This window comes from Frankia sp. CcI49 (assembly GCF_001983215.1).
Classification (GTDB): Bacteria; Actinomycetota; Actinomycetes; order Frankiales; family Frankiaceae; genus Parafrankia; species Parafrankia irregularis.
On record NZ_MOWP01000025.1, the window covers coordinates 137,799 to 164,701 of the forward strand.

Consider the following 26,903-nt stretch of genomic DNA (forward strand, 5'->3'; position numbering starts at 1 on the left):
CGCAGGACACCGCGGTCTGCCACGGCGGACGATCCGTCCCAGCGCGGCCGTGCGGCACGGATACGCCCTGGCAGGCGGCGCGCGCGACGGGGCATCGGCGAACCTGTCGGATCAACGACTACGAGATTCCGGCAGAGCGCCCATCTGGTCGTGTATCGACGACAGTGACGGCAGTTCCGTCCACTCCACCCGGACGGTGCCCCGCCGCGTAGTCGGAAAATCCGGCCATAGCTTCGGGCCGGCCGGAGCCGCCCACGTGTTGGTGCAGACTGCGGACAGACCATAGACGCCGCTACCCCGGCACCGAAGGTGGAACGTCATAGTGGATCACAACGGGGAACACGCCCCGGCGGCGCGCGGACAACCGGAAGGCCTGACGCCTCCCGGCGAGACCCTGCACCCGCACGAGCCCCGAGTGATCGGCCCGTACCGCCTGCTGCGCCGCCTCGGCGCGGGTGGCATGGGCACGGTCTACCTCTCCGAGACCGCGGGCAGGCGGGTCGCCGTCAAGATCGTCCGACCTGACCTCGCGGCCGATGAGGAGTTCCGTCGGCGGTTCCGCCAGGAGGTCGACGCCGCCCGCCGAGTCGCGCCATTCTGCACCGCCGAGGTGCTCGACGCTGATCCCGACGCCGCGGCCCCCTACCTGGTGACCGAGTTCATCGACGGTGTCCGGCTGGACCACGCCGTGGAGAACGGCCCGATCAGCGGGTCGACCCTCACCGGGCTCGCCGTCGGCGTGGCGACGGCGCTCACCGCCATTCACAGCGCCGGCCTCGTGCATCGCGACCTCAAGCCGAGCAACGTCCTGCTGTCGATGTCCGGCCCACGGGTCATCGACTTCGGCATCGCGCAGGCCCTGGAGGGGGCGAAGGCCAAGCCGACCGCCTGGGGCTTCGGCTCCGCCGGCTGGATGGCACCCGAGCAGGTCAACGGTCAGCCGATCGGGCCGGAGGCGGACGTCTTCACCTGGGGCATCCTGGTGGCCTTCGCGGGCACCGGCCGCCATCCGTTCGGCACCGGAACCGACCTCGAGCTGAGCACCCGCATCGTCGGCCGGGAGCCGGATCTCGTCGGGCTGTCACCGAGCCTGAAACCCCTGGTGGCCGCCGCCCTCGCCAAGAACCCCGACGCCCGGCCGAGCGCGCGCGACCTGCTGTTGAGCCTCATCGCGCTACCGCCCACGCAGCCTTCGGAGAGCGGCGAGGACCGGGCGTGGCGGCCAAGCCCCACCGCTGTCGACGAGGCCGAGGAACTGCTGCACCTGACCCAGGGCGTGAGCCTGCCGAACGTGTCGCTGCGCCGGGCCGAACCGTCGGAGTCCATCGACAGGCGGATCGGGGTGGGCCCGGGTGCCCCACCGCCACCGCCGCCGCCACGCGGTCGGGGGGATCGCTGGCGGGCCGCGCGCCCGGGCAGGTGGCAACCACCTGTGGCCCGACCACCCAGCCAGTTGGGACCGCATGGCCGACCGGGCGGCGCGGCCGCCGGCGCCGCCCGTCCGAACGCCGGCCCGGCGCCGGCCGGCCCGCAGCCGGGGGGGCTGCCGGTTCCCGTCCCGGCCGGGGCACCGTCGTTCTCCGGAGCCGCAGGCGCGGGGCAGCCCGCCGGAGGCTGGCCCGCGGCGCGCTCACCGGGCGGTGGCCCACACCATCCCCCCGGCCCTGACGCGTTTCCTGATCAGTCACGTCCGCCGCGCTTCACCCCGCAGCGCCTCCTCGGGTTCGCCGCCGTGGCCCTCGTTGTGGTCCTCGCGGCGTGGTTCATCAGCTCGATCACCGGTGCCGACTCTGACGGCGGGGCGAATGACCTCCGGTCCGGAGACCGGAGCGAGTCCGCCCAGGCGCCGACCGCGCCCAGGACGGCGAAGGTGGGTTCACCGGTCCGCGACGACCAGCTGGAATTTCGCGCAAACAAGATCAAATGTGGTGAGCAGCAGATCGGCGAATCGTTTCTCGCGCGCCGGGCCACCGGGCAGTTCTGTCTGGTGGATATCACCGTCACAAACAGGGGAACGACCGCCCGCCTGTTGGACAGCTCGAAGCAGTATCTGACCACATCGGCCGGTGAACGCCATTCCGCCGATTTTGTTGCGCGGTTCTACCCGAGCCTGAACGGCGGTATCTGGGACACCATCAAACCCGGCGACACGGTCACCGGCACGTTTGTCTTCGACATCCCGGCCGACGAGAAGGCGAAGTCGCTGGAGCTACACGAACGGCCCGAGAGCCTCGGCGTCGTGATCACTCCCTGACGCCACCGCCGCCGGCTGGCCGAAGCACCTCCCTGTCCGGCTCCAGGTCCGTCCGGCCGTGGGGTCTGCCACACCGCAGGTTACGGTGATCTCCACGAGGRAAAGTCGACCATCACGTCCCGCAGACGGGCGCAGCAGGCATACCGCCGGGCCACAGGCAGATCGGGGACATGAGTGGAAACGCAGCCAACCGCTGCTGTGCAGGGCGGCCGATCGGCATCCGGCCTGCTGCCACGGGGAGCCGGCGTCCTGGTCGCGGTTCTCCTCGCGTTTCTGGCCAGCGGCTGCGGCGAGGTACTCGACGTCGCCTCGGGAACACCCACCACCTCCGCCACCCCGGGCACGGCCGGCTTCGGTGACGAAAACGCACCGGGGGCGGGGGCCGGATCGGCGCTGGAACTGCTCGGCACACTGTCCGTCCGAGCGGCCGACAACTCGCCCGCCTATCGGCGCGACAAGTTCGGTACCGCCTGGTCAGACGTCGATCAGAACGGGTGCGACACCCGCAACGACATCCTTCACCGCGATCTTCGCAGCATCACCACCCGCCGGTCGGATGACTGCATCGTCCTGACTGGCGAGCTCAGGGATCCGTATACAACTCGCACGATACGTTTCAACCGCGAACGCAACGCTTCGGCGGTGCAGATCGATCATGTCGTAGCGCTGGCCGACGCCTGGCGGACGGGGGCGCTGGAATGGTCCGACCAGGAACGGCTGGCCTTCGCGAACGACCCGGAGAACCTGTTGGCGGTCGACGGCCCGACCAACCAGGCCAAGAGCGACCAGGACGCATCCGAGTGGCTGCCGCCGAGCCCGGGGGCGCGCTGCGCATATGTGGCCCGCCAGGTCGGGCTGAAGGCCCGTTACGGTCTCTGGGTCGAGCAGCCTGAGGCCACCGCGATGCGCGAGGTCCTGCAGTCCTGCCCCGACCAGCCACCTCTCGGCCTGACCACGACAACCGCCCGCTGACCCGACCGACACCCGCCGATTCGACGGAGGTCTCGAATCACCCGGTGCACGCGAGAGCTCGGGCCCGAACGGCGTACGGCCACCCGGGTCGTCACGCTATGGGACGGGTGTGTCCAGGACGGCAGCGGCAGCCCGGTCCACGTCGGTGAGATCGCTCGCCCGGACCGGGGTGACAAACGTCCAGTGGTGGCCCACCGGGCAACGCTGGTACCGCAGCCAACCGAGACGAATCGCCTTCAGTGACACTCCGGGGATCCACACGGTTGTGAAGACGTGGCCCTGACGGCAGCGGACGATCGTCCGGCCACCGACGGCATATCCGCGGCGGCGTGCGATCACGGTTCCGCCGACGGAAACGGCAACAGCGAGAGCGACCAGCACGCGACTGCGCGGCGCCACCGATGCTCTCATGACGTTCCCCCCAGGGCCTCCGCCATCATCGCGCAGAAAAGGCCCGCCGGCACACCCACCAAAAATCGCCGATCAACACCAACGAGCCACCGGAGCACCGCACTGCTCGGACGCCTGGGCTGGAAGGTTCTGGTAGGCCTCAGGCAACCAGCCCCCGACAGACATCACGCCTACCGGCAAACCACCCAAAGACCCGCGACCACAATGACCCCGCAAGACCGTGGGGCCCTCGGGGGGTCGCCCCCCGAAAAAATCGCGGCCCGCCGGGGAGCCGAACAAAGTCCGACGACCACGACAGGCCCAGAACCACCGCCGCTCACCCAAACCAGGTGGTCAGCCCCACCACACCGACCCCGAACCGCACACTGGTCGAGCGAAGCGAGACACTCGGGGGGTCTCGGGGGGTCGCCCCCCGAGAAAATCGCGGCCCGCCGGGAAGCCGAACAAAGTCCGACGACCACGACAGGCCCAGAACCACCGCCGCTCACCCAAACCAGGTGGTCAGCCCCACCACACCGACCCCGAACCGCACACTGGTCGAGCGAAGCGAGACACTCGGGGGGTCTCGGGGGGCCGCCCCCCCGAAAAAATCGCGGCCCGCCGGGAAGCCGAACAAAGTTCGACGACCACGACGAGCCAGCTCGTGGGCGAGGGGGGAGTTGAACCCCCACGTCCTTTCGGACACACGGACCTGAACCGTGCGCGTCTGCCATTCCGCCACTCGCCCGAGTGGGACTATCAACTTGTCGTGGCACACGCTATCACGTGGGCGGTGCACTCGGGCAACGCCCCCCGGCTGACCGGGTTGCCATGTCAAGCTGCCGAGCCGTGGGACGGACCCGTCGGTGGGCATACGATCTCACAGACCGGGAGAAGGGAGGTCGGGCATGGGCGTGCTCCAGCGCTTCGAGCGGCGCCTGGGCGGCCTCGTCGAGGGTGCGTTCGCGAAGGTCTTCAAGGGCGGGGTCGAACCTGTCGAGATCGCCAGCGCGCTCGCTCGGGAGACCGACGATCGGCGCGCGCAGAGCTCCAACCGGGTTCTGGTCCCGAACGAGTTCGCCGTCGAGCTGGCGGGGGGCGACTTCGCCCGGCTGGCCCCTTATACCCGCGAGCTTTGCGACGGGCTGGCCGAGATGGTCCGCGAGCACGCCGCGGAGCAGCGCTACACCTTCGTCGGCCCGGTGACCGTTCGGCTCGCGGAGGCCGACGATCTCGACATCGGTGTCTTCCGTATCCGCAGCAGTGTCGCCTCGGCCGATCCGGCGGTGGTCAGTGGTCGCCGGGCAGGTCCCCGCCGCCCGGCCGCGCCGGGCACTCCGCATCTGCTGATCACGACGCGGGCTGCCGGTGGCGCCAGCGGCGAGCGGGAGTATCCGCTGGACGCCGAGATCACAGTGATCGGCCGCAGCGTCGAGTGCGACATCCGGCTCAACGACACCGGGGTGTCCCGCCGGCACGGGGAGATCCGCCGGCTGCCGGACGGGCAGTTCCTCTACGTGGACGCGGGCTCCACCAACGGCAGCCTCGTGAACGGGCGCGCGGCGACCCAGGTGAAGCTGATGAACGGCGACCGCATCGAGCTCGGCACCGCGATCGTGGAGTTCCGCCGGGAGGAGTCCCGCGGCGGCGGTCCACGGGGCGCGCGCACGCCGCCGCCGGCCGCCCGTGCGTCCAACCCGCCGGGCCGCCCCGGGCTCGCGCCGGCCGACCAGCGGACGCCGCCGCCGTTCGATCCGCACCAGCCGACCTCGCCAGGTCGGCGCAGTGCGACTCCACCGCCCGGTGGCCGTGGGCCGGGGTTCGCCGACCGTCCGGGGCGTGGTGGGGACGAGTACCGCGAGGGCCCGTCCGCCCGGTTCCGCGACGACTCCGGCCCTCGACCGGCCCGACGTGACGGCGGCCCACGCCCCGACAGCTACGGAGCCGACGAGTACCGCGAAGGCCCATCGGCCCGGTTCCGCGACGACTCCGGCCCTCGACCGGCCCGACGTGACGGCGGCCCACGCCCCGACAGCTACGGAGCCGACGAGTACCGCGAAGGCCCGTCCGCCCGCTTCCGCGACGACGGTCCGCCGTCGCCGCGTGGCGGTGACCGTGGTGGCTGGCCGGGTGCCGGGCCGGATCGGGGCCCGGGTCATGGGCGTGATCCGCAACGTGAACGCGGCCGCGGCTATCGTGCCGAGTCATCCGTTGGCGGCGCGAGAGACGCGGGTGGTGATGAGATGTACCGCTCCCAGCCGGATCCCCGGCAGCGTCCGGCCGCTCGATCCGACGACGGCCTGGAGGCCCTGGAGCCGGTCGACGACGCCGGTTCCTACGGTTCCCGCCGCGCTGGCGGGCCGGCGGAGCGTTACGGTGACGACGGCCGCCGTGGGGGCTGGTAGCTGTGGATCCCACCGAACCCAGCGAGCTTGTCCTCCTGCTGGTGAAGATCGGCTTCCTGGCTCTGCTCTGGGGCTTCGTCCTGGTCGCGGTTCGTGCTGTGCGGCTGGACATGTTCGGCCCGACGCAACGCCAGCGCCGCCGCCAGCCGGTCGCGGCCCGTGCACCGGCGCCGGCGGGGCGGCCACCGGTCCGCGTCCGGCCGCCCCGGCAGGACCCGCGGCCGCCACCGCCCGCTCCGCCGGCCGCCGATGCGACCCCGACCCGCCTCGTGGTCACAAAGGGACACCTTGCAGGCACAACAATCCCACTGGGTCCCGAGGGAATCACCATCGGACGGGCACCGGACTCGACTCTGGTCCTCGAGGATGACTTCGCGTCAGGACGGCATGCGAGACTCGTTCCTCACGACGGGCAGTGGTTCGTCGAGGATCTTGGCTCCACCAATGGCACATTCCTCAACCGCACGAAGGTGACGAGTCCCATGCCGGTACCTCTCGGCGCGCCGGTCAGGATCGGGAAGACCGTCCTGGAGCTTCACCGGTGAGCCTCAGGCTTCACTTCGCCGTCCGCTCGGACATCGGGCATGTCCGAGAAGGGAACGAGGACTCCGCCTATGCGGGAGTCCGCCTGCTCGCGGTTGCCGACGGCATGGGTGGTCATGCCGCGGGCGAGGTCGCGAGCTCGACCGTCATCTCCCGGCTGGCCGAGCTCGACGGTTACGTCGAGCCCGCGAGCCTGCTCGAGGAGCTGTCCGAGGCGGTCCGGGATGCCAACAGGCGTCTGCGTGACATGGCGATCGAGAACAGTGCGCTCGACGGGATGGGCACGACGGTCACGGCGATGCTCTCCTCCGGAGATCATCTCGGGCTGCTGCACGTCGGCGACTCCCGCGCCTACCTGCTGCGCGACGGAGAGCTCTCACAGATCACCCACGACCACACCCTCGTCCAGGATCTGGTCGACCAGGGCCGCATCACGCCGGAGCAGGCGAACACCCATCCACAGCGGTCCCTGCTGATGCGGGCGCTTGACGGCCGCGAGGTCGACCCGGACCTCTCCATCCGCCAGGCGGTCGCCGGGGACAGGTACCTGCTGTGCACCGACGGGCTCTCCGGTGTGGTCAGCGAGGAGACCATCCTGGAGGCGCTGCTGCTCCCCGAGCCGCAGGACGCGGTGGACCGGCTGGTCGAGCTGGCGCTCAAGGGCGGCGGGCCGGACAACATCACCGTGGTCGTCGCGGACGTCCTGGACGACACGCTGGAGGACGACTCACCGCTCGTGGCGGGCGCGGCGGCGGAGAAGCGGGTGGTGCCCGGCGCCGCGGCGGCCCGGTCCGGCCCGAACCCGCGCAACGCCGACGGTGAGTCGGCGGCGGCGAAGGCCGCCCGCATCGGCCGCACCGGCTTTCACCGGCGTGGTTCCGACGACGGCGGCGACGAGGCCGACGAGGACCCTGAACGAGCCCTGGCGAGCGGTGGGGGCCGGCGCCGGCTCTTCGTGTCGACGGTGGTGCTGGTGCTGGTGGTCGCGGGAGCGGCCGCCGGCTGGACCTATGTGCGGGGCCAGTACTACGTCGGCGTCGATGACGACCGCGTGGCGGTGTTCCAGGGGCTCAAGGGCAGCATCGTCGGCATCTCGCTGTCGACGGTGCGGTCCCACCACCAGCCGCTGTCCGAGGTCTCCGCGCCGTTTCAGGAAGAGCTGCGCCACGGCATAGCCGCCGACGACCTCGACGATGCCGAAAAGATCGTCTCCGAGCTGGCCAGGCCAGCCAGCGCGGAGGACGACGGGAACTCGGCCGTGAAGCCGTCCCCGTCCCCGACCGCGACGCCCGAGACGAAGAACGCCGGGCCCAATCCGTCCCCCACTGTGGTCCTCACCTGCCCGTCCGCGGTTACCCAGGCCCTGGCGAGCTGCCCGTCGCTGGCCGTGCCCACCTCCCCGTGAGCACGCATACGCGATGACCCTCCCCCCACTCCGCAGGCCCAGGTCGGCTGACCTGACAGCCACGTTCGCCGGCTTCCCGCTACCGAGTGGGCTCGAACTTCCGCCGTACCGCCGCCGTGAGCTGTTTCTGCTCGGCTACGCGGGGATCCTCGCCACCGCGGCGTTAGCGGCGCTGACGCTCGCCCGGGACGGGACGATCGGCTTCCAGGTCTTCACCTACGGCCTCGGCTTCTTCTCGCTGTGGGCGCTGGCACACCTCGCCGTCCGCCGCTTCGCGCCCGCCGCCGACCCCGTGTTGCTGCCGGTGGTCGCCGCGCTCAACGGCATCGGCCTGGTCATGATCTATCGGCTCGATCTGGCGAAGGCCGACGCCGCCCGGCGCGCGGGCGGGGAGGTACCCACCGGGGCGGCGCAGACCCAGCTCGTGTGGACACTGCTCGCGGTCGTGGTGTTCATCCTGGTCCTGGCGGTCGTGCGGGACCACCGCAGCCTCGCCCGGTACGGGTACACCGCGGGGCTGGTCGGTCTGGTGTTCCTCGTRCTGCCGATCGCGCCCGGCATCGGCGCCACGATCAACGGCGCCCGGCTGTGGCTGAAGGTCGGCCCGTTCTCGTTCCAGCCCAGCGAGGTCTCGAAGATCATTCTTATGATCTTCTTCGCCGCCTATCTGGTGAACAAGCGGGACGTGCTGTCGGTGGCGTCGCGGTCCTTCCTCGGCATGAAGGTCCCGCGCGCCCGCGATCTGGGGCCCGTCCTCGTCGCCTGGGCGGCCAGCCTCGGCGTCCTGGTCGTCCAGAAGGACCTCGGCTCGTCGCTGCTGTTCTTCGGGATGTTCCTGGTGATCCTGTATGTGGCGACCCAGCGGGCTTCCTGGGTGGCCATCGGGCTCGCGCTGTTCATGCTCGGCGCGGTGGTGGCGCACAGCCTGTTCGGCCATGTCCAGATCCGCGTCGACGGCTGGCTGCACGCCTTCGACGGGGACAACCCGTCCAGCACGTCCTATCAGCTCGTCCAGGGCCTCTACGGCTTCGCGGCGGGTGGCATCACCGGCACCGGTATCGGCCAGGGCAGCCCGCAGCGGGTGCCCTTCGCCAACACCGACTTCATCATGGCCAGCCTGGGCGAGGAGCTCGGGCTGACCGGTGTGATGGCGATCCTGCTGCTGTACGCGCTCGTCGCGGCGCGTGGGATCCGGGCCGCGCTCGGGGCCAAGGACCCGTTCGGCAAGCTGCTCGCCACCGGCCTGTCCGCGACCCTGGCACTTCAGGTGTTCGTGCAGGTCGGCGGCGTGATGCGGCTTATCCCACTGACCGGTCTGACGCTGCCGTTCGTCTCCTACGGTGGATCGTCGATAGTTGCCAACGCCGCGATCATCGCGCTGTTGCTGCGGATCAGCGACGCTGCCCGGCGGCTGGAGGAACCCGTCCCGGATGCCCCGCTGTTCGACCCGAGCGCAGTCTCCGAAAGCCCGACGCAGGTGGTGAAGACCACGTGAGCAGCCCTATTCGCCGGGTCGCCATCGCCTGCATGATCTTGTTTGCCGCCCTGCTGGTGAACGCGAACTGGATTCAGGTCGGTCAGGTCAACCGGCTCAAGAAGGAGCCGACCAACGCCCGCCAGATCACCGAACGGCTCGAACGGCAGCGCGGCGGGATCATCGCCGGCGACGAGGAGCTCGCGATCTCGGTGCCGGTCGACGACGAGTACAAGTACCAGCGCCAGTACCCCGCCGGTCAGCTCTACGCCAACGTCACCGGCTACTACACCCTGTTCACCGCCGCAGGCCTGGAGCGATCCGAGGACGTCTTCCTCTCCGGCGACGACGACCGCCTCCTCGCCAGCCGGGTCACCGACCTGTTCACCGGCGAGGAGCGGCGCGGCGGCACCGTCGTGACCACGATCGTCCCCCGCCTGCAGCAGGTGGCGACCGAGGCACTGGCGGGGCGCAAGGGCGCCGTCGTCGCGCTTGATCCCCGCACCGGCGCCATCCTGGCCATGGTCACCAGCCCGACCTACGACCCCAACACGCTCGCATCCCACGACGAGTCCGCCGCGACCGACTCGTACCAGGGGCTGTCCACCGACAAGAACCAGCCGCTGCTGAACCGGCCGGCACAGCAGACCTATCCACCCGGTTCGACGTTCAAGCTCATCACCGCCGCCGCGGCGTTGTCGTCCGGCCGCTACGAACCGGACACCCGGGTTCCCGCGCCCGATGAGCTCACACTTCCGCAGAGCACCACGGTGCTACCCAACTTCGACGGGGAAACCTGTGGGGACGGCGAGACCGATACTCTGATCCACGCACTGACCATCTCCTGCAACACAGCATTCGGCGAGCTGGGGATCGAACTGGGTGACGACGCGGTGCGGGCCCAGGCCGAGGCCTTCGGCTTCAACTCGACGATCGAGGACTTCCCTCTCCAGCAGGCACGCAGTATCTTCCCGAACGACCTGGACGGGGCCCAGACGGCACAGTCAGCGATCGGCCAGTTCAACGTCCAGGCGACGCCGTTGCAGATGGCGGAGGTGGCCGCGGCGATCGGCAACGGGGGTGTCCGCATGAAGCCGTATCTCGTCTCCGAGCTGCGCGGTCCGGATACGAAACGGATCAGCCGCACCGAGCCGACCGTGCTCAGCAAACCGATCACTCCCGAGGTCGCGGCCAAGCTCACCACGATGATGCAAAGTGTCGTGACCTCCGGCACTGGGCGTAAGGCCCAGATCAGCGGTGTCAATGTCGCGGGTAAGACAGGTACCGCCGAACACGGTGACGGCGAGGATCCGCACGCCTGGTTCGTCGGTTTCGCCCCGGCCAGCGCGCCGGAGGTCGCCGTGGCGGTGATCGTCGAGGACGGAGGCGGGGAGCTCGGAACCGGCGGCGCTGTCGCAGCGCCCGTTGCCCAGAAAGTCATGCAGGCCGCATTGGACACGCAACGATGAGCACATCTGCCAACAGTCCGTCTCCGTCGCAGCCGTTCGCCGGCGCAGCGTCTCCCAACACCGTGCTCGACAACCGCTACCGGCTCGACGGCCGTATCGCGACCGGCGGCATGGGCGAGGTGTGGCGCGGCCTCGACCAGACGCTGGGCCGGCCCGTGGCCGTGAAGCTGCTGCGCCCCGAGTACGCCAGCGACGAGTCCTTCCTGGTCCGCTTCCGGGGCGAGGCCCGGCACGCGGCCCGGCTCTCCCACCCCGGTGTCGCCTCCGTGTACGACTACGGCGAGGTGTCGACAGCCGACGACTACCCCACCGCCTACCTGGTGATGGAGCTGGTCGAGGGCGAGCCGCTCTCCGCCGTGCTGCACCGGGAGAAGCGCCTCACTCCCGACCGGATGCTCGACATCCTCGGGCAGTCCGCCGACGCACTGCAGGCTGCGCACGCGCTCGGCGTCGTCCACCGTGACGTCAAGCCCGGCAACCTGCTGATCCGCCATGACGGCGCGGTCAAGGTGACCGACTTCGGGATCGCCCGCGCGGTCGACGCGGCCCCGCTCACCGCGACCGGGATCATGATGGGGACGGCCTACTACGTCTCCCCCGAGCAGGCGTCCGGCCGCCCCGTCACACCGGCGAGTGACGTCTACTCGCTTGGGGTCGTGGCCTACGAGTGTCTGGCCGGGCGACGGCCCTTCGACGACCGGAACCCGATCGTCGTCGTGATGGCCCACCAGCAGGACACTCCGCCGCCGCTGCCCAACGACATCCCCTACCAGGTAAGGGCGCTGGTCGAGTCGGCGATGTCGAAGGACGCCTCGCGGCGGCCGAGCTCCGCGGGCGCGTTCGCGCGGTCCGCCGCGAGCATCCGGCGCAACCTGTGGAATGCCGAGGCCGGGCGGTGGAACGGTGGCCCGAGCACACCGGACATGACCGCACGCCACCCCGCTCCGTCGGCGCCGCCGGCCTTCGGGCCCGGGCACTCGCGCGCCCCGAGCGTGCCGCGGACACCCTCGTGGAACCGGCCCAACAACGGCGCCGCGTGGCCGCAGCAGCCGCCGATGCCGGACCCCGCGGGCGTCGGCCCCGGCGGCATGCCGGCCACGGCGCTGCACCCGAGCCCCGGCCCGGCCGGCCCCGGCCCCGGATCGGGCTATGGACCCGGATCCGGTGGGCCCGGCGGGTCACGCGGAGGCACCGGGCGCCTGTACAGCCCCGGCGAATTCGCCGACTATGCGGCCAACTACTCCTCCGGCGGCGACCGTGGCTCACGGGCTCCGGGCGACCGGGGGGACGGCGGGCGGCCCGACCCGGCGAGCACGCTCTACCAGCCGTCCGCGCCGGCCTGGCAGAACGACCCGGGTGATCCGGTGGGTGGCCGCTCAGGCCGGCGGCGGGGCGCAGCCCCGGCGGGCCGGCGCAGGCTTCCACTGCCCGTCCTCATCGCGCTGCTGATCCTCACCGTGCTGGTGGTCGCCGTTATCACCCGCACCTTCGCGAATGCGGGCAACTCCGATAACGACACGGCGGCAGCCACCCAACATGTGCTATATCTCACACCCGAAGCGGGAAAGATCGCCGCTGCGGGCGGTGAGGCGGCTGGCACCGTGGTGGCCGGCGGTACCCAGCCGACGACGGGTGACAATCTGTGACCGATGTAACTGAGAGATACGACGCTCAGCCGAGACTTGTCGGCGAGCGGTACGAGCTCGGCGGCTGCATCGGTTACGGCGGCATGGCCGAGGTCTACCGGGGGCGCGACATCCGGCTGGGCCGCGAGGTGGCGGTGAAGACGCTGCGCGCCGACCTGGCGCGTGACCCGACCTTCCTCGCCCGCTTCCGCCGCGAGGCCCAGTCGTCGGCCTCACTGAACCACCCGGCGATCGTCTCGGTGTACGACACCGGTGAGGACGTCATCAACGGGACGCAGCTCCCGTACATCGTGATGGAGTACGTCGAGGGCCAGACCCTGCGAGACCTGCTCCAGGCCCGCGGCCCGTTCGATGAGCGCTACGCCCTGCAGGTCACCGCGGAGGTCTGCGCGGCGCTGGACTACAGCCACCGCATGGGCATCATCCACCGCGACATCAAGCCGGCGAACGTGATGGTTGGCGCGGACGGCGCGGCCAAGGTCATGGACTTCGGCATCGCCCGGGCGACCACCGCGACGTCCTCCACCATGACGGCGACGTCCGCTGTGATCGGGACGGCGCAGTACCTCTCCCCGGAGCAGGCCCGTGGCGCGCGGGTGGACTCGCGCAGCGACGTCTACTCCACCGGGGTGCTCCTCTACGAGCTGCTCACCGGAGAGCCGCCGTTCCGCGGTGACAACCCGGTGGCGGTCGCCTACCAGCACGTGCGGGAGATCCCGCCGCCGCCGTCCAGCCACGACCCGCGCATCTCCCCCGAGGCCGACGCCATCGTGCTCAAGGCCATGGAGAAGGAGCCCGACGACCGGTACGCCACCGCCGGCGAGATGCGCGACGACCTGGAACGGGCGCTGAGCGGGCAGCGGGTGCACGCCATGCTGATGGGCGGCGCCGACCAGACGATGCTTGGCGCACAGAGCACGGCGACAGCCGGCACCGCGCTGCTCGGCCGGTCGGGCGGCGGCTACGACGACCGCTACGACGACCGCGGCCGTTACCAGGGCGACGACTACGACGACCGCACGCAGGTGGGCCGCGCGCCCTACGACCGCTACGAGCAGACCGGCCCATACGACCGCTACGACCAGCCTGGCCGGTTCGACGACGACGACCGCTACGCCGACCCCGGGCAGGGGAACGGACGCGGGCACCGCGACGACGACCGCTCCGGCGGTTCACCCGTCTGGAAGTTCGTGCTCGCCGGGCTCGGCGCCGTCGTGGTGTTCGTGGTGGTGGCGCTGCTCGCCTCGTCCATGTTCAGCGGCGGCGGCGACGACAAGGACACGGTCTCCTCAAAGGAGATCACGATCCCGAGCGGTCTACTCGGCCAGGACTACACCACTGCGGTCAATCGTCTGAAGGCCGGCGGGTGGACGGGGCAGCCCCAGCAGAAGGCCCAGGAGAGCGACCAGGCGGCCAATACCGTCCTGGCGGTCGATCCCACAGAAGGATCGAAGATCGCCTCCGACGCCGCGGTCACCTTCACAGTCGCGGCGGCTCCGAATCAGGTACTCGTCCCCGCCAACCTGATCGGCATGACTGAGCAGAAGGCGAGGGACGCCCTCAGCGCGCTCGGCCTCGAAGCCAGCGTCATGCCCTACTACGAGGCCGCAAAGCAGGACGTGGGCGAGGTCGAGCAGTCCGAGCCGGCGGCCGGGTCCTCCGTTCCCAAGAACTCCACGGTGACGATCTCGGTGGTCAACAAGAACGTCAACGTGCCGGACGTGCGGAACCTGGACGTCCAGACGGCCACCGTGAGGCTCGAGTCGTACGGGCTCAAGGTCGAGAAGACGCTGCGGCCGGATCCGTCCAGGCAGGCCGGCACGGTCGCCAACCAGAACCCGGTCGGCAGCGCTGTCCCCCGCGGCAGCACGGTGCAGATCATCGTCGTGTCGGCGAGCCAGCAGACGACCTCACCGACCCCGACCAGCGACTCGGGTGAGCCTGAGGAGACGCCGTCTCCCGAGCACACGACTCCCCCGGCCAGCACCACGCCGCCGACGAGCACCACTCCGACGACAACGGCGACAGCAGGGTCGGGCCTGGGGGGCTTGGGCCTGGGCGGCGGCCGGCCCGGCAACGGCTGACGGCAGCCAACCGTCTGACCTGATCCGAGCCGGCGGCGGCCACCGCCGCCGGCTCGGCCGTTCTCAGGCGAAGGCGGCCAGACGCAGCGTCTCGACCTCCGCCGAAAGGGCCGGGGCGAGCCGCCGGGCCGCCCCGCCGTCACCGCAGGTCTCCAGCCAGCGGGCGAGCATGAGATGACCGCCCTGGGTCAGCACCGACTCGGGATGGAACTGGACGCCTTCCAGCGGCAGCTCGCGGTGCCGCATGGCCATGACCACGCCGCTTTCGGTGCGCGCCGTCACCTGGATCTGCGCGGGCAGGGTGTGCTCCTCCACCGCCAGCGAGTGGTAGCGCGTCGCGGTGAACGGCGAGGGCAGGTCCGCCAGCACACCGACCTGCTCGTGATGTACCACCGAGGTCTTGCCGTGCAGCAGCTCCGGCGCCCGGTCGACCGTGGCGCCGTAGGCCACCGCGAGCGCCTGGTGCCCCAGGCAGACGCCGAGCAGCGGAAGGCGACGCTCGGCACAGGCGCGCACCATCGGGATGCTGACCCCGGCCGCCTCGGGTGTCCCCGGGCCCGGGGAGAGGAGCACGCCGTCGATACCGAGCCCGTCGAGGCCGTCCAGCCCGTCGAGGGCGGCCGGGTCGATCTCGTCGTTGCGGCGCACCACGCACTCCGTCTCCAGCTGGCCCAGGTACTGGACCAGGTTGAACACGAACGAGTCGTAGTTGTCGACGACCAGGATCCGCATCGGACCTCCCACAGGCACCGCACCGCGCAAGACATCGCATCGCACCGCGCCGCCAGCCGGCAGGTGCTGGATCCATCCTGCCGCACGCTCGGCGCGTCCAGCCCCCGCCGGCGGCTCAGGGTCCGGTCAGCGATCCGCCGGTGTACGCGGGCAGCACCAGATCCGCCTCGGAGGTGACGCGGTAGCCCAGGCCGTAGGCAGCTACGTAGTCCCGGTAGAGCGCCACCCCCGGATCCGTGTCCAGCACGTTCCGCAGGGCGCCCGGATCACCGATCGCGCTGATGCGGAACGGGGGTGAATAGACCTGGTCCTCCAGCAGGAGGGTGTTCCCCACGCAGCGCACCGCCGTCCGGGGGGTCACCCGCTGGCCCATGATGGCCATCGCCTCCGCACCGCCCGACCACAGCGCGTTCACCACCGCCTGGACGTCCTGCTGATGCACGACGAGATCGTTCGGGCCGGGGGAGGGAACACCGGCGGGAAGCGGCCCGCCTCGGCTCTCCCGCGGCGCGTCGTCCAGCTCCACGGTCACCGCCGGCCCGCGCACGGCCGTGAGACCGACCTGCGCCGCGAGATCCGCGCGCCGAAGCAGCGGGTCCACCGGCGCGGCCGGGGCGGTACCGGGGACGGGAGCAGGGACGGTGACGGTGACGGAGGGCTCCGGCTGGCCCCCGACCGTCGCCGGGGACCGCGTCGGTGCCGGCTCGGACGGCGCCGACGCTGGCGACCCCGGCGCGGACTCCAGCGCCTCCCGGTTGGCCCGGACCCGTTCAGACTCCTCGTCCAGGCGACGGCGCTCCGCCGCCACGAAACCCGCGGCGCTCAGCACCCCCGTTCCCCCGGGCCGGCCGCTCCGGGGCGCGCTGACCGCCTCCGCGACCACGACGGCGACCACGACGGCGACCAGCGCCGCCGCCAGGACCCGCCACCCGGCCACGGCGCGCGCGGCGCGCTGGCCTGAGCTGCCGCTCTCATCCGGGTCTCTGCTCTCATCCGGGTCGCCGTGCTCGCCCGAGCTGTCACTCTCGCCCGAGCTGCTGGCCTCCCCCGGGCTACTGCTCTCGTCCACGCCGCCGCTCTCGTCCGCGCCGCCTGTCATGTCGTCCGTCGCGTTTCGGGCCTTTCTGTGTGGCGCCGCCGGGAACCGGCCGCAGCTGGCAGGACGTCAACCACCGCGATTCCCCGCCGCAGGTTACGCCGCGTGCCACACCTCGCACACCGGCAGGACCACGCCGGGCATGGCGCTGGATGCTGCAGTGCCAGGGCCTGCCGGGCTACGGCGGCGGCATCATGACATCTGGCGCAGACATGTCGGCCGTGCCCACAGCTTCCGCACGGTCACCCTGTCTACCCTGGTGACGAACTTCGGAGATGACGTCGACCAAGCGACCCGGTCGGCGCGCCGTGTGAACCTGGTCACGAGGAGCTCGCAGTGCCCGAATCCCGATCCCGGAAGCCGAAGAAGTCGACGGCGACTGCCCCCGGGGGCAGTACCCGCGCGCCCAAGCGCAAGCCGCCGTCGCCGCCCTGGTTCGGCGCGATGATTCTGGCGTTCTTCCTGATCGGGATCGCCTACCTGCTCGTCTACTACTTCTCCAACGGCGGCGTGCTGGGGATGGAGAGCCTCGGCGGCTGGAACATCCTCATCGGGTTCGGGTTCGTGGTCATCGGCCTCGCCGTGTCGACCCAGTGGCGCTGACCACCCGACGACTGCCCGCTGTGCCAACGGTGTGACTTCCACGCGTGTTGTTCGTCCACAACCGTTGTCCACAATGTGGATATCCAGTGCCTCGAGCCCTTATGCCCGATGTGCCGGCCCCTCCCGGTGCCCGGACCCGCTGCGTCCGGAGCTGCTGATGGTCAGCCGGCGGAGGACGGCCGTGTGTACGAATCGCCGTCCTCCGCCCTGATCACATACATGACAGCGTTGATCAACGCCAGGTGGGTGAAGGCCTGCGGGAAGTTTCCCAGGTGCCGGCCGTCGGCCGGGTCGATCTCCTCGGCGTAGAGATCCAGCGGGCTCGCCAGGCTCAGCAGCCGTTCGCAGAGCTGGCGGGCCCGGGTCACCTCGCCGATCTCCACCAGGGCCGAGACCAACCAGAACGAGCAGATGAGGAACGCGCCTTCCTCGCCTGCGACGCCGTCGTCGGTCTGGTCCGTCCGGTAGCGCAGCACCAGGCCGTCGACGGTCAGCTCGTCCGCGATGGCGAGCACGGTCGCCTTGACCCGGTCGTCCGTCGGCGGCAGGAAGCCAAGCAGGGGCATCAGCAGCACGGAGGCGTCCAGCGCGGCCGAACCGTAGTACTGGGTGAACACACCGCGGTCGTCGACGCCCTTGGCCAGCACGTCCGCGTGGATCTCCGCGGCGATCTCGCTCCAGCGCTCGGCGGTGGTGTAGTCACCGCGCATCTGGGCGAGGCGCCGCCCACGGTCCAACGCCACCCAGCACAGCATCTTGGACACGGTGAAGTGCTGCGGCTTGCCGCGGACCTCCCACATGCCCCGATCGGGCTCCCGCCAGTGCTCCGCGGCAGCCTCGACCAGCCGGACGAGCACCGGCCACAGCCGCTCCGACAGGTAGTCCCGCGAACGTGTGTGCAGGTAGACCGAATCGAGGATGACACCCCACACGTCGTGCTGGCGCTGCTTCGCCGCCTCGTTGCCGATCCGGACGGGCGTGGCACCGTCATACCCGGACAGATGTCCGAGGATCTCCTCGTCGATCCGGGGCTCCCCACCCACCCGGTACATCACCTGGATGTCGTCGGCGTTCTCGGCGACGTCCGCGATGAAGGAGAAGAAGTCGTTGGCCTCGGAGTCGAGGCCGAGGGTGTAGAGACCCCAAAGCGCGAACGTCGAGTCCCGGATCCAGCTGTACCGGTAGTCCCAGTTCCGTTCCCCCTGCGGGGTCTCCGGCAGCGACGTCGTCGCGGCGGCGAGCAGCGCGCCGGTGGGGGCGTAGGTGAGGCCCTTGAGCGCCAGGGCGCTGCGCTGCAGGTGCTGGCGCCACGGGTGGTCCGGGAACGTCCCGCGCGAGAGCCACTGCCGCCAGAACTCGGTGGTGCGCTCGACGGCCGCGCAGGCCTGCTGGTAGCTGTCGGGCAGCATCGGGTCCTCCGCGCGCCAGGTCAGCGCGACGAAGGCGGTGTCCCCCTCCCGCAGGGTCGTCCTGGCCAGGGCCCGCCGGCCGTCGAAGCCCAGCCGCAGGTCGGTGCGCAGCCGCAGGGAGAGCAGCGAGGACGGATCGGGGTCCGAACCGGCGTGGGAGATGACCCCTGTGGAGTAGTCATTTCCTTCGTAGCGCCATGACTCGGGGCTTCTGCCGTAGTCGAAGTTGGGTTCGCAGACGAGGCTCAGATCGACCTCTCCGTGCTCGCAGCGGGCCAGCCGCAGCAGGACGTGGGCGGCGTCCCAGTCACCCGGTGTGCGGCGGTGCGTCTTGGAGCGCCGGTGGGTTCGATGCCACCGATCGACCACCAGGCAGTCCGTGACGATGAGCCAGCCCGTCGGTGTCTGCCATGTGGTCTCCAGGACGTTGGTGCCCGGCAGGTACCGCCGCCCGGCCGGGATGAACGTCCGATCCGGACCGAAGCGAAAACCGCCCGCGGCACGGTCCAGCACGGCACCGAACATGCTCGGCGCGTCCGGTCTGGGCACGCACATCCACTCGACGTTGCCGCTCGGGGCCACCAGGCAGTTCGACTCGCAGTCGGAGAGGAACCCGTACTCGGCGATCGGCGGGAAGGGACTGCCCCCACCTCGTCGCATCGGTATCTTCGCCACCGTTCCCCCTTCACCGGTCCGGACACCCGGAACGACCGTCGCAAAACGGCCGCAACTTTCAGTAAGGCTAAGAACGCGAATGGTAATCACGGCGTCATGCGGCGCAAGCGCACGTGCCGGGACGTCGGCAAACTGACACCGTCACCGGGCACCCTGAGCGAAGGACGCTGAGCGAAGGGCACCCGGGCGAAGGGCACCGGCGAAGGGAGCGACCGATGACGCCGGCCGAGCTGTCCTGGTCCCCTCCCCTGCTGCGCTGCGCCGGGTACGCCGTGGGAGGCCTCGTGCTGCTCGTCGTGGCGGCGGTGGCCGACCTCGCCTGGCGGGTCGCGTCGCTGGACAACGCGGGGCGCCTGCTCGTCGGCCTGGTAGGCCTGGGCCTGGTGGGCCTGGCCGTGCGCGACGCGGTGGCGCGGCCGGCGCTGCGGCTGACGTCCGGCGGCCTCGACCTCGTGGACGGGCTACGCCGGCGGCACCTGCCCTGGGCGGCGATCACCAGTGTGCACGCGTCGGCCCTGAGTCACGGCCGGCGCCTCGTGCACGTGCGCACGCTGGAGATCGAGACACTTGACGGCCCGGTGTTCCTCAGCCGCCGCCAGCTCGGCACGGACCCCACGCCGATCGCGACCATCATCGAGGAGCACCGCGCGCGCCTCGGCTGACCTCCACCGCGCGCGGCGAGCGTCCCGGGCGCACGCGGCGAGTGCCCTAGACCGGCAGCCCCAGCGAGGACGTCTTCACGACCGCCGCCACGAAGAGAACACCGATGAGTGTCAGCACCGCGGCCGCCTGGGCGCCCCCGCGGCGCGCCGGCAGGTAGGCGTAGATCGCGCCGACGATGGTCCCGGCCACCAGCCCACCGATGTGGCCCCAGCGGTCGATGCTGCTGAGCGAGAACGTGATCGCGAAGTTCAGCACGATCAGGATCAGGATCTGGGTGGTGTCAGCCCGCATCCGGCGGGCGATCACATAGAACGCGCCGAAGAAACCGAAGATCGCGGTCGATGCGCCGAGCGAGCTCGTCTCCAGGCCGTTCACGACATAGCTCAGGACGTTCCCCCCGACCGCGCCGGCGAGAAACAGCCCGATCAGCCGAAGTCGCCCGACGACCGCTTCCAGCTGGTGACCCATGATGAACAGCGCGTACAGGTTCACCAGGATGTGCAGGAAGTTCCCGTGCAGGAAGGCGGCCGTGACAATCCGGTAGTACTGGTCGTAGAAGGCGATGTCGACGCCGCTGAGCAGGAAGTCCTGGCTGAACTGGTTGAGGTTGTTCCCGCTCCGGTCGAGCCCGGGCAGGCCCTGCAGGACGTAGGCGACCGCGCACAGGCCCATGAGCACCTGGGTGACCAGCCCCTGCCGGCCCCGCCCGACCCGGCTCCCGAAACCCGGCCTGCTCCGGCTGCCGGACCGAGCCGTGCCAGCGCGCCCGGAGCCGCCGGATTCCTCCGGGCAGTGAAAGCCGACGGCCGCCGGCCGCATGCAGTCCGGGCAGATCGGTCGCCCGCATCGCTGGCAGGAGACGTACGTCTCGCGCTCCGGATGCCGGTAGCAGTGCGGCTGCTCCAAGGAGCCGGGCTGACCAGCCTGACCCGGCTGACCGGACTGACCGGGCTGGCTCCAGGAGCCGGGCTGACCAGGTCGGCCCGCAGGGCCGGGCTGGCCCCAGGGCCCGGGCTGACCGGACAGACCGGGCTGACCGGGCTGACCGGGCTCGTTCGACGGAGTCGGCTGGCCAGGCAGAACGGCGCCCCCGGGCGGGATGGGCCCACCCCACCGACCCGGCTGATCAGGCGCGGGAACAGCGCCGGGCGAGACCTCCCCGGAGGATCCCGCCGTGACCGGGCCCGACTCGACACCGCCACCGCCGGGCGGCGACGGRGTCACATCCCGCGGGCCGGCCGGGGCACGGCCGCCGTCACCCGCCGACGGTTCGGTCACGGCCGGACCCTCAGACGGACCGACGGTCGATGACGATCTCCTGGATCACGACGTCCGTCTTCGGACGGTCCTGCGCGCCCGTCTCCACCTTGCCGATCGCGTCGACGACCTCGGTGCCCCGGGTGACCTCGCCGAAGATCGTGTGCTTGCGGTTCAGCCAGTCGGTGGCAGCCGTCGTGATGAAGAACTGGGAGCCGTTGGTGCCGGGCCCCGCGTTCGCCATCGCGAGCAGGTAGGGCTTGTTGAACTGCAGGTCGGGGTGGAACTCGTCCGCGAACTTGTAGCCGGGGCCGCCACGGCCGCTGCCCAGCGGATCCCCACCCTGGATCATGAAGTTCGGGATCACGCGGTGGAAGATGGTCCCGCTGTACAGCGAAACTCCGTTCTTCTTCTCACCGGTGTTCGGGTCGGTCCACTCCCGGCTTCCGGTGGCGAGCCCGACGAAGTTCTTGACCGTCTTCGGCGCGTGATCGGGGAACAACCTGATCTCGATGTCGCCCTGAGTCGTGCGCAGCGTCGCGTACAGCTCCTCGGCCATGGCCTGCCTTCTCTCCGTCTTCGTCTTTCATCACGTACCGCTTGTCTCGCCCGATCGTATGCCGCCCCACCGAGCCGCATCGGGCACGTGGCGTGCCAGCTCCGGGCAGTGAGGCACCATCCGCCCGACGGGTCCACCGGGGACAGCACCGGGCATGTGTCGCAAGCGTAGGTGACACGGCACGGTGGGCCGCCGCGGTTGTAAGAGCCGGCGCACGGGGTACGGGAGACTGCACAGATCTTGACGGAGCGCTTCACCCGGTGGGGCTCCCACCACGCGCACGCCCTCACCTCCGATCGCGACACCCGACGACGCAGTCAGACGACGCAGTCAGCGGAAGGGAACCCATGAGCACAACACTCAAGGACAGACTGGCGCACGTGACGGACAGTGCGCCGGTGAGCGGGCTCCCGGGCGCCGCGCGCACCGTGGCCGACCGCGCCGGTGTCGCCGCGACGAAGGCCGCTTACAAGGCAGGCAGTACGGCCGGTTCCGCGGCGCATGCGACACGCGGTGTGGGCAGCACCCTCGCGCACCGGGTCACCGACGTCTCCTCCACCGGCGGCGCCGCGGCCAGCAAGGCGGCGGGGCTCGCGGCCGGCAAGGCCTCCGACGTCTCGGGGCGGACCTCGCGGCGCATCGAGAAGGCACGTACCAGCGCGGAGATCTCCGCGGAGCGCGCCCGGATGGCCACCGAGCTGCGGCTCGAGAAGTCGCGCTCACGACGCGCGATCCGCTCGGAGTCGAAGGCCCGCGAGCGGGCCGACCGTGCGCAGGAGCTGCTCGAGAAGCGGCTGGAGAAGGCGGAGGCACGGCTCGCGCGGGTGCACCGGCGGCGGCGGCGCGAGTTCGTCGCCCTGTTCCTGCTCGCCGGGGGTGCGGTCGCCGCTGTCGCGGCGCGCCGCTACCTTTCGTCCGGCGACGAGGCGACGATCACCGCCGAGCCCGTTCCGCCGGTGCGCAGCAACATCACGGACGGGGTCGGGCCGGAGGCGACCTCCGGGCTGGAGGAGATGCCGGGTGTGGACGCGATGACCGAAGCCGGCCGCCGCGTCTGAGCCTTTTCCATCTCACGGTCAACGGCACAGAAGCCGCAGGTCCCGAGTCGACGATGGAAAAAGCTCGCTGATCACCCGACGTCGTAGCGTCCTGGCGCGCCCGCCGGGACAGCCGGGTGGGCCGGTGCGACCGGGGCGATCCGCCGATATGGTGCGCCCAGCTCCGGGCGCGGGTCGGGTTCGCCCCGGTTCGGCCAGCAGGCCACGGCCCGCTCGGCCATGGCCGTGATGGTCAGGGACGGGTTGACCCCCAGGTTCGCCGGCACCGCGGCACCGTCCACCACGTGCAGGCCCGGATAGCCGAACACTCGATGATACGGATCGACCACGCCACGCGAGGGATCGGTGGAAAGTACCGCGCCGCCGAGAATGTGCGCGGTGATGGGGATGTCCGCGAGCTCGGTGATCGCGGTGCCGGGCTGGCCGCCCATCCGCTCAGCGACCAGCCGGGTGGCGCGGTTGCCCTCCGGAATCCAGGTCGGGCTCGGCTCGCCGTGCCCCGGCCGGCTGGTCAGCCATGAGATCCCGAACGGACCACGGCGCCGGCGGACCGTCAACGAGTTGTCCCGGGACTGCATGACGAGAGCGATCATGGTTCGCTCCGACCAGCGCCAGGGCAGGGTGAGCAGGAGCCGCTGGGGGCGGCGGGCCACGGTCAGCAGGAACTTCACCCAGCGGGGCGTCCGCCCACCGCCGTCGGTCATGGCGGTGGACAGCAGCGCCATGAGGTTGCTGCCCCGGCCGTAGCGCACCGGCTCCACATGAGTGTGATCGTTGGGATAGAAGGACGAGGTGATCGCGACACCGCGGGGAATCCGGCTGTCCGGCCGCATCTTGCTCGCGCCCAGGATCGCCTCGGAGTTCGTCCTGGTCAGATAGCCCAGCCGCGCGGAGAGCGCAGGCAGTTGCCCCTCGTCCCGCATGGCCAGCAGCAGGCGTTGGGTACCCAGGGCGCCGGCGGCGAACACCACCTGCCGCGCTCTGAATCGGCGGACGTCGTCCCGGCGGCGACGACCGCCGCCGGTGCGCACGGCCTCGATCTCGTAGCCACCGTGGCCGTCCGGACGAACAGCGCGCACGGTGGTGTCGGGCACGATCCGAGCGCCGAGACGCTCGGCCAGGTACAGGTAGTTGTGGTCCAAGGTGTTCTTGGCGCCGCGGCGGCACCCGGTCATGCACTCGCCGCACTCGACGCAGCCTGTGCGGCTGGGCCCGGCGCCACCGAAGTAGGGATCGGGGACTGTCACCCCCGGCTCACGCCGGCCATCTCGCCCGAAGAACACACCGACGTCGGTCAGACGGAAGGTGTCCGCGACGCCCAGATCACCCGCGACCGCCTGGAACACCTCGTCCGCCAGGGTCGTCGACGGGTTCCGGGTGGCACCGAGCATCCGCTCGGCCTGGTCGTAGAACGGCGCGAGCTCTGACCGCCAGTCAGTGACGTCGGCCCACTGTGGATCGCGGTAGAAGGCCTCCAGCGGGCGGTAGAGCGTGTTCGCGTAGACGACGGAACCGCCGCCGACAGCCGCCCCGGACAGCACCAGCACCTTGCCGAGCAGGGTGATCCGCTGGATGCCGCGGCATCCGAGCCGGGGCATCCACAGGTAGCTACGGAGGTCCCAGCTCGTCTTCGGCAGGGTCGCGGGGCTGAACCGCTGACCGGCCTCGACCACGGTGACCTGGTAGCCCTTTTCCGCGAGCCGAAGTGCGGCGACGCTGCCCCCGAAGCCGCTGCCGATCACCAGGACATCGCAGTCAGCCGAATCCGGGACGCCGCCCGGCCCCTCGACGGCCGCCCCTGCACGTTCGGTCCCGTCACCGCCCATGTGCCCCATCATGCCGCCGGAGTGCTGAACGTCGCTGGGAACCCGCCGAGGAGGCCCGCGCCGCCCTCAGCGCCGCGCCGCCCTCAGCTGCGCGACGTCATGGGGACCGCCGGCCTCGACAGCCATCCGCTCAGGGTTCCTGAGCGGGGTCCTCCAGCGGCTCCATCGCCGACTCAAGATCGAGCGCCGGTTGTTCCTGCCGCTCCGCTACCTCCCACTTCTCCTGCGCCTGCTGTTGCTCCTGCTGCTCGCGCTGCTCCTGTGCCTGCTGTTTTTCCAGCGCTTCCTGCGCCCCGGCCTCCGCCGCGGCCACGATCGCCGCCAGATCCGGCGGCGGCGGCAACGCCTGCGGCGTCGGTAACGGAAGCGGATCCGCGGGGGCGCTGGAGTTCACCGACGTCGACACGGGTGGGGCACCCGAGCCCCGCGCACCCGTCCTGCGTGTGCCCGCCTGGCCGCCCTGGGCCGAGGGCCGCCGAGGCGGTGCGGCGGAGCCGGGAGAGCCTCCGGCCGGGCTGCCGGCGGACGCCGCCGCCGGCCTGGTGGTCGCCGAGGTCGTGACCGCTCGCACCGGACCAGGCGGTGAGCCCGTACCACTTCCGCTTCCACCCGCCGCGGACGCACCTGCTGAACGTGGCGCGGGCCGAGCGGACGACTTCGGCTTCGATGGCCGGTCCGGCATGGCTCGCCAGCCGAGGCACGACTTGCAACTGCATTCGGTCACGCCCAGCGGCAGGCGGTCCATACGCCACCGAATGTTGTCCACAACCCCGCCGTCGTTCACCCAGACACCGTTGGCGACGAAGTTCACCAGATGGGTGGCCAGCTCGACCGGCGCCCAGTTGCTCTCGCAGAGCACGTCGAACACCTTCTTGTGCAGCTCGGCGAAGTCCTCGGCCGGGCAGCGCAGCATGTTCGCGAGGATGTCGATCACCTGGCGGGTGGCTGTACGGATCTCCTCCATGGCGGGATCCGGTTCGGGTTCGGGCTCGGGCTCGGGCTCGCAATCAGCCTCGGCCTCCGGCTCGCGATCGGTCTCCGGCTCGCGATCGGTCTCCGGCTCGCGATCGGTCTCCGGCTCGGGCGCGGGAGTCGGCTCCCCGGGGGTCGGCTCGGGGTCCGGTTCCAGCCTGCCTGCCGACCCGGGCGGCTGCCCGCCCGACTCGATCGACGACCCGAGTGCCACCGGGCCGGATACCAGCGCTGCACTGCCGCCGTCTTCGGCTCGCTGGGTCTCCGCCGCTCGCGGCACGTCGGCCAACAGCGACGTCGGACCGGCGAGCGGCGAACCAGCATTGGTTCGTGGCTCGGTGTCTGCTCCCGCGCCGAACGTCACCGCGCCGGCCGACGAACCTCCGGCCGTGACCGCCGGCGTCGTGTCCCCCACGACCGGCGAACCGCCGGTCGACGCCGCATAGCCGGCCAGGCCGGCCGAGCCGGAGACCGCGTGCAGGTGCCCGGCCGCAGCAGGCCCGGGCTGGCTCCCCGGCGCCGGGACCACAGTGGAGCCCGCCGAGCCGAAGGGCACGTAGGCGGTCTCGCCGACAGCGGCGGCGCGCTCGTCGTAGTTGGTCTCGGGCCCCGCCGCCGAACCGGTGGGAGCGGCAGCACCACGCCCCATGGCGGCGGGCGACTGCATGGCCGCCGCACGCGGGTCCGTCACAGCCGCCGGCTCGAGGTTTCGCGGCTTGCGACGGACCCGGACGACCCCACGGCCGGCCGAACTGTACGTCGCACGCTTGCGACGCCGTAGCAGCGCCGGCCGCTCGGCCGCCGTGCCCGTGGGGAAGTCATCTTCCAGGGGCGGCGCAGCCTGGATCGAAGGCCGAGGCGACGCCGCAGCCTGACCCGACGGCGTGGGCGACTCCGCCCGGCCGGGATCCGCGAGGCCCTCAGCCGGACCGGGCTCGCCAGCCGCGCGGAGGTCGGCACCCGAACCGGATCCGACAACCGGACCGGCGAGGGCGATCTCCCCTGCCTGCGCGACCGTGCTCGGAACGCTCAGCAGGTACCGTGCAGGCCGGCCCGCCGCAGGACGGATGATCGTCACCAGCCAGCCCTTGGCACGCAGGGCCGACAGCTGGCGCTGGGAGTGGGTGCGGCTGAAGTTGGTCATCCCGCACAGGTCCGGCAGGCCTGGCGACGCGATGTAGGACCCGCTGGGCGCAGGCGGACCCGCCGGGCTGGCAAGGTTGGCGACCAAGGTGGCGACGAGCCGCATCGCCGGTGTCACGCCCGAGTTGGCGTTGAGGACGGCCTTTTCCCAGGCCTCCACGTCCGCGACGGGTACTCCTCGGTCAGGAGTGCAGACCATCACCAGCGCGCCGGGAATGAGCAACTGGGTCGTGGCGTCGGATTCCACGGTTCCTCCTTCCCTCCTTCC

At 71.0% G+C, this 26,903-nt stretch carries 19 protein-coding genes and 1 tRNA gene; 12 read left to right on the forward strand and 8 right to left on the reverse strand.

The window, feature by feature from the left end:
• The first annotated feature begins 322 nt into the window (after positions 1-322).
• Complete coding sequence (locus CcI49_RS21860) at positions 323-2,254, forward strand: DUF4352 domain-containing protein (protein WP_076828941.1); 1,932 nt, start codon at positions 323-325, stop codon at positions 2,252-2,254.
• Between the two features lie 174 nt (positions 2,255-2,428).
• Entirely contained in the window at positions 2,429-3,226 is a 798-nt protein-coding gene (locus tag CcI49_RS21865; protein ID WP_083749651.1) for an HNH endonuclease family protein, read from the forward strand.
• A gap of 1,055 nt (positions 3,227-4,281) precedes the next feature.
• Here CcI49_RS21865 and CcI49_RS21875 read toward each other — a convergent pair.
• A tRNA-Leu gene (locus CcI49_RS21875) sits at positions 4,282-4,364 on the reverse strand.
• Between the two features lie 160 nt (positions 4,365-4,524).
• Between CcI49_RS21875 and CcI49_RS21880 the strand changes: the two genes are divergently transcribed.
• Genes CcI49_RS21880 through pknB form a run of 7 tightly spaced genes read left to right on the forward strand, consistent with a single transcriptional unit; the run spans position 4,525 to position 14,642 of the window.
• On the forward strand, positions 4,525-6,021 hold the full coding sequence (locus CcI49_RS21880) for an FhaA domain-containing protein (RefSeq protein WP_054568905.1): 1,497 nt from the start codon (positions 4,525-4,527) through the stop codon (positions 6,019-6,021).
• 2 nt (positions 6,022-6,023) lie between these two features.
• Complete coding sequence (locus tag CcI49_RS21885) at positions 6,024-6,566, forward strand: FHA domain-containing protein (RefSeq protein WP_054568904.1); 543 nt, start codon at positions 6,024-6,026, stop codon at positions 6,564-6,566.
• Positions 6,563-7,969 (forward strand): PP2C family serine/threonine-protein phosphatase, encoded by a 1,407-nt coding sequence (locus CcI49_RS21890; protein ID WP_054568903.1) that lies wholly within the window; start codon positions 6,563-6,565, stop codon positions 7,967-7,969. The genes CcI49_RS21885 and CcI49_RS21890 overlap by 4 nt, the downstream gene beginning before the upstream one ends.
• Positions 7,970-7,982: 13 nt before the next feature.
• Positions 7,983-9,464 carry an FtsW/RodA/SpoVE family cell cycle protein gene (locus CcI49_RS21895; RefSeq protein ID WP_054568902.1) on the forward strand — a complete coding sequence of 494 codons (1,482 nt, stop codon included), beginning with the start codon at positions 7,983-7,985 and terminating at the stop codon, positions 9,462-9,464.
• On the forward strand, positions 9,461-10,912 hold the full coding sequence (locus CcI49_RS21900) for a penicillin-binding protein 2 (RefSeq protein WP_054568901.1): 1,452 nt from the start codon (positions 9,461-9,463) through the stop codon (positions 10,910-10,912). The genes CcI49_RS21895 and CcI49_RS21900 overlap by 4 nt, the downstream gene beginning before the upstream one ends.
• Positions 10,909-12,558 carry a serine/threonine-protein kinase gene (locus CcI49_RS21905; protein ID WP_076828945.1) on the forward strand — a complete coding sequence of 550 codons (1,650 nt, stop codon included), beginning with the start codon at positions 10,909-10,911 and terminating at the stop codon, positions 12,556-12,558. The genes CcI49_RS21900 and CcI49_RS21905 overlap by 4 nt, the downstream gene beginning before the upstream one ends.
• Positions 12,555-14,642, forward strand: a complete 2,088-nt coding sequence (gene pknB / locus CcI49_RS21910) for a Stk1 family PASTA domain-containing Ser/Thr kinase (RefSeq protein ID WP_076828947.1) — start codon at positions 12,555-12,557, stop codon at positions 14,640-14,642. The genes CcI49_RS21905 and pknB overlap by 4 nt, the downstream gene beginning before the upstream one ends.
• A gap of 63 nt (positions 14,643-14,705) precedes the next feature.
• Here the strand turns inward: pknB and CcI49_RS21915 are convergent, their stop codons facing one another.
• Positions 14,706-15,374, reverse strand: a complete 669-nt coding sequence (locus CcI49_RS21915; RefSeq protein ID WP_054568898.1) for an aminodeoxychorismate/anthranilate synthase component II — start codon at positions 15,372-15,374, stop codon at positions 14,706-14,708.
• Between the two features lie 115 nt (positions 15,375-15,489).
• On the reverse strand, positions 15,490-16,473 hold the full coding sequence (locus tag CcI49_RS21920; RefSeq protein WP_076828949.1) for a DUF881 domain-containing protein: 984 nt from the start codon (positions 16,471-16,473) through the stop codon (positions 15,490-15,492).
• A gap of 333 nt (positions 16,474-16,806) precedes the next feature.
• Here CcI49_RS21920 and CcI49_RS21925 point away from each other — a divergent pair, with 333 nt between their 5' ends.
• The gene (locus CcI49_RS21925) at positions 16,807-17,073 is read left to right on the forward strand and encodes a cell division protein CrgA (RefSeq protein ID WP_006538545.1); all 267 of its coding nucleotides are present in this window, start codon (positions 16,807-16,809) and stop codon (positions 17,071-17,073) included.
• A 161-nt stretch (positions 17,074-17,234) separates the two neighbouring features.
• Here CcI49_RS21925 and CcI49_RS21930 read toward each other — a convergent pair whose 3' ends face one another.
• Positions 17,235-19,157, reverse strand: a complete 1,923-nt coding sequence (locus tag CcI49_RS21930; protein WP_054568896.1) for a glycoside hydrolase family 15 protein — start codon at positions 19,155-19,157, stop codon at positions 17,235-17,237.
• A 215-nt stretch (positions 19,158-19,372) separates the two neighbouring features.
• Between CcI49_RS21930 and CcI49_RS21935 the strand changes: the two genes are divergently transcribed.
• Entirely contained in the window at positions 19,373-19,819 is a 447-nt protein-coding gene (locus CcI49_RS21935) for a PH domain-containing protein (protein WP_076828952.1), read from the forward strand.
• A 46-nt stretch (positions 19,820-19,865) separates the two neighbouring features.
• Here CcI49_RS21935 and CcI49_RS42135 read toward each other — a convergent pair whose 3' ends face one another.
• Entirely contained in the window at positions 19,866-21,098 is a 1,233-nt protein-coding gene (locus CcI49_RS42135) for a rhomboid family intramembrane serine protease (protein ID WP_076828954.1), read from the reverse strand.
• 10 nt (positions 21,099-21,108) lie between these two features.
• The gene (locus tag CcI49_RS21945; RefSeq protein WP_054568892.1) at positions 21,109-21,636 is read right to left on the reverse strand and encodes a peptidylprolyl isomerase; all 528 of its coding nucleotides are present in this window, start codon (positions 21,634-21,636) and stop codon (positions 21,109-21,111) included.
• A 347-nt stretch (positions 21,637-21,983) separates the two neighbouring features.
• Here CcI49_RS21945 and CcI49_RS21950 point away from each other — a divergent pair, with 347 nt between their 5' ends.
• Entirely contained in the window at positions 21,984-22,694 is a 711-nt protein-coding gene (locus CcI49_RS21950) for a hypothetical protein (protein WP_054568891.1), read from the forward strand.
• Between the two features lie 71 nt (positions 22,695-22,765).
• Here the strand turns inward: CcI49_RS21950 and CcI49_RS21955 are convergent, their stop codons facing one another.
• Positions 22,766-24,520 (reverse strand): GMC family oxidoreductase, encoded by a 1,755-nt coding sequence (locus CcI49_RS21955; RefSeq protein WP_235498189.1) that lies wholly within the window; start codon positions 24,518-24,520, stop codon positions 22,766-22,768.
• Between the two features lie 130 nt (positions 24,521-24,650).
• Entirely contained in the window at positions 24,651-26,882 is a 2,232-nt protein-coding gene (locus tag CcI49_RS21960; RefSeq protein ID WP_076828957.1) for a hypothetical protein, read from the reverse strand.
• Positions 26,883-26,903: the final 21 nt, after the last annotated feature.

Bases quoted from the DNA above. Each gene is read 5' to 3' on its own strand.
- CcI49_RS21880 (WP_054568905.1), top strand. From the start codon at position 4,525: ATGGGCGTGCTCCAGCGCTTCGAGCGGCGCCTGGGCGGCCTCGTCGAG.
- CcI49_RS21905 (WP_076828945.1), top strand. From the start codon at position 10,909: ATGAGCACATCTGCCAACAGTCCGTCTCCGTCGCAGCCGTTCGCCGGC.
- CcI49_RS21915 (WP_054568898.1), bottom strand. From the start codon at position 15,374: ATGCGGATCCTGGTCGTCGACAACTACGACTCGTTCGTGTTCAACCTG.
- CcI49_RS21920 (WP_076828949.1), bottom strand. From the start codon at position 16,473: ATGACAGGCGGCGCGGACGAGAGCGGCGGCGTGGACGAGAGCAGTAGC.
- CcI49_RS21935 (WP_076828952.1), top strand. From the start codon at position 19,373: ATGACGCCGGCCGAGCTGTCCTGGTCCCCTCCCCTGCTGCGCTGCGCC.
- CcI49_RS21945 (WP_054568892.1), bottom strand. From the start codon at position 21,636: ATGGCCGAGGAGCTGTACGCGACGCTGCGCACGACTCAGGGCGACATC.
- CcI49_RS21950 (WP_054568891.1), top strand. From the start codon at position 21,984: ATGAGCACAACACTCAAGGACAGACTGGCGCACGTGACGGACAGTGCG.
- CcI49_RS21955 (WP_235498189.1), bottom strand. From the start codon at position 24,520: ATGGGCGGTGACGGGACCGAACGTGCAGGGGCGGCCGTCGAGGGGCCG.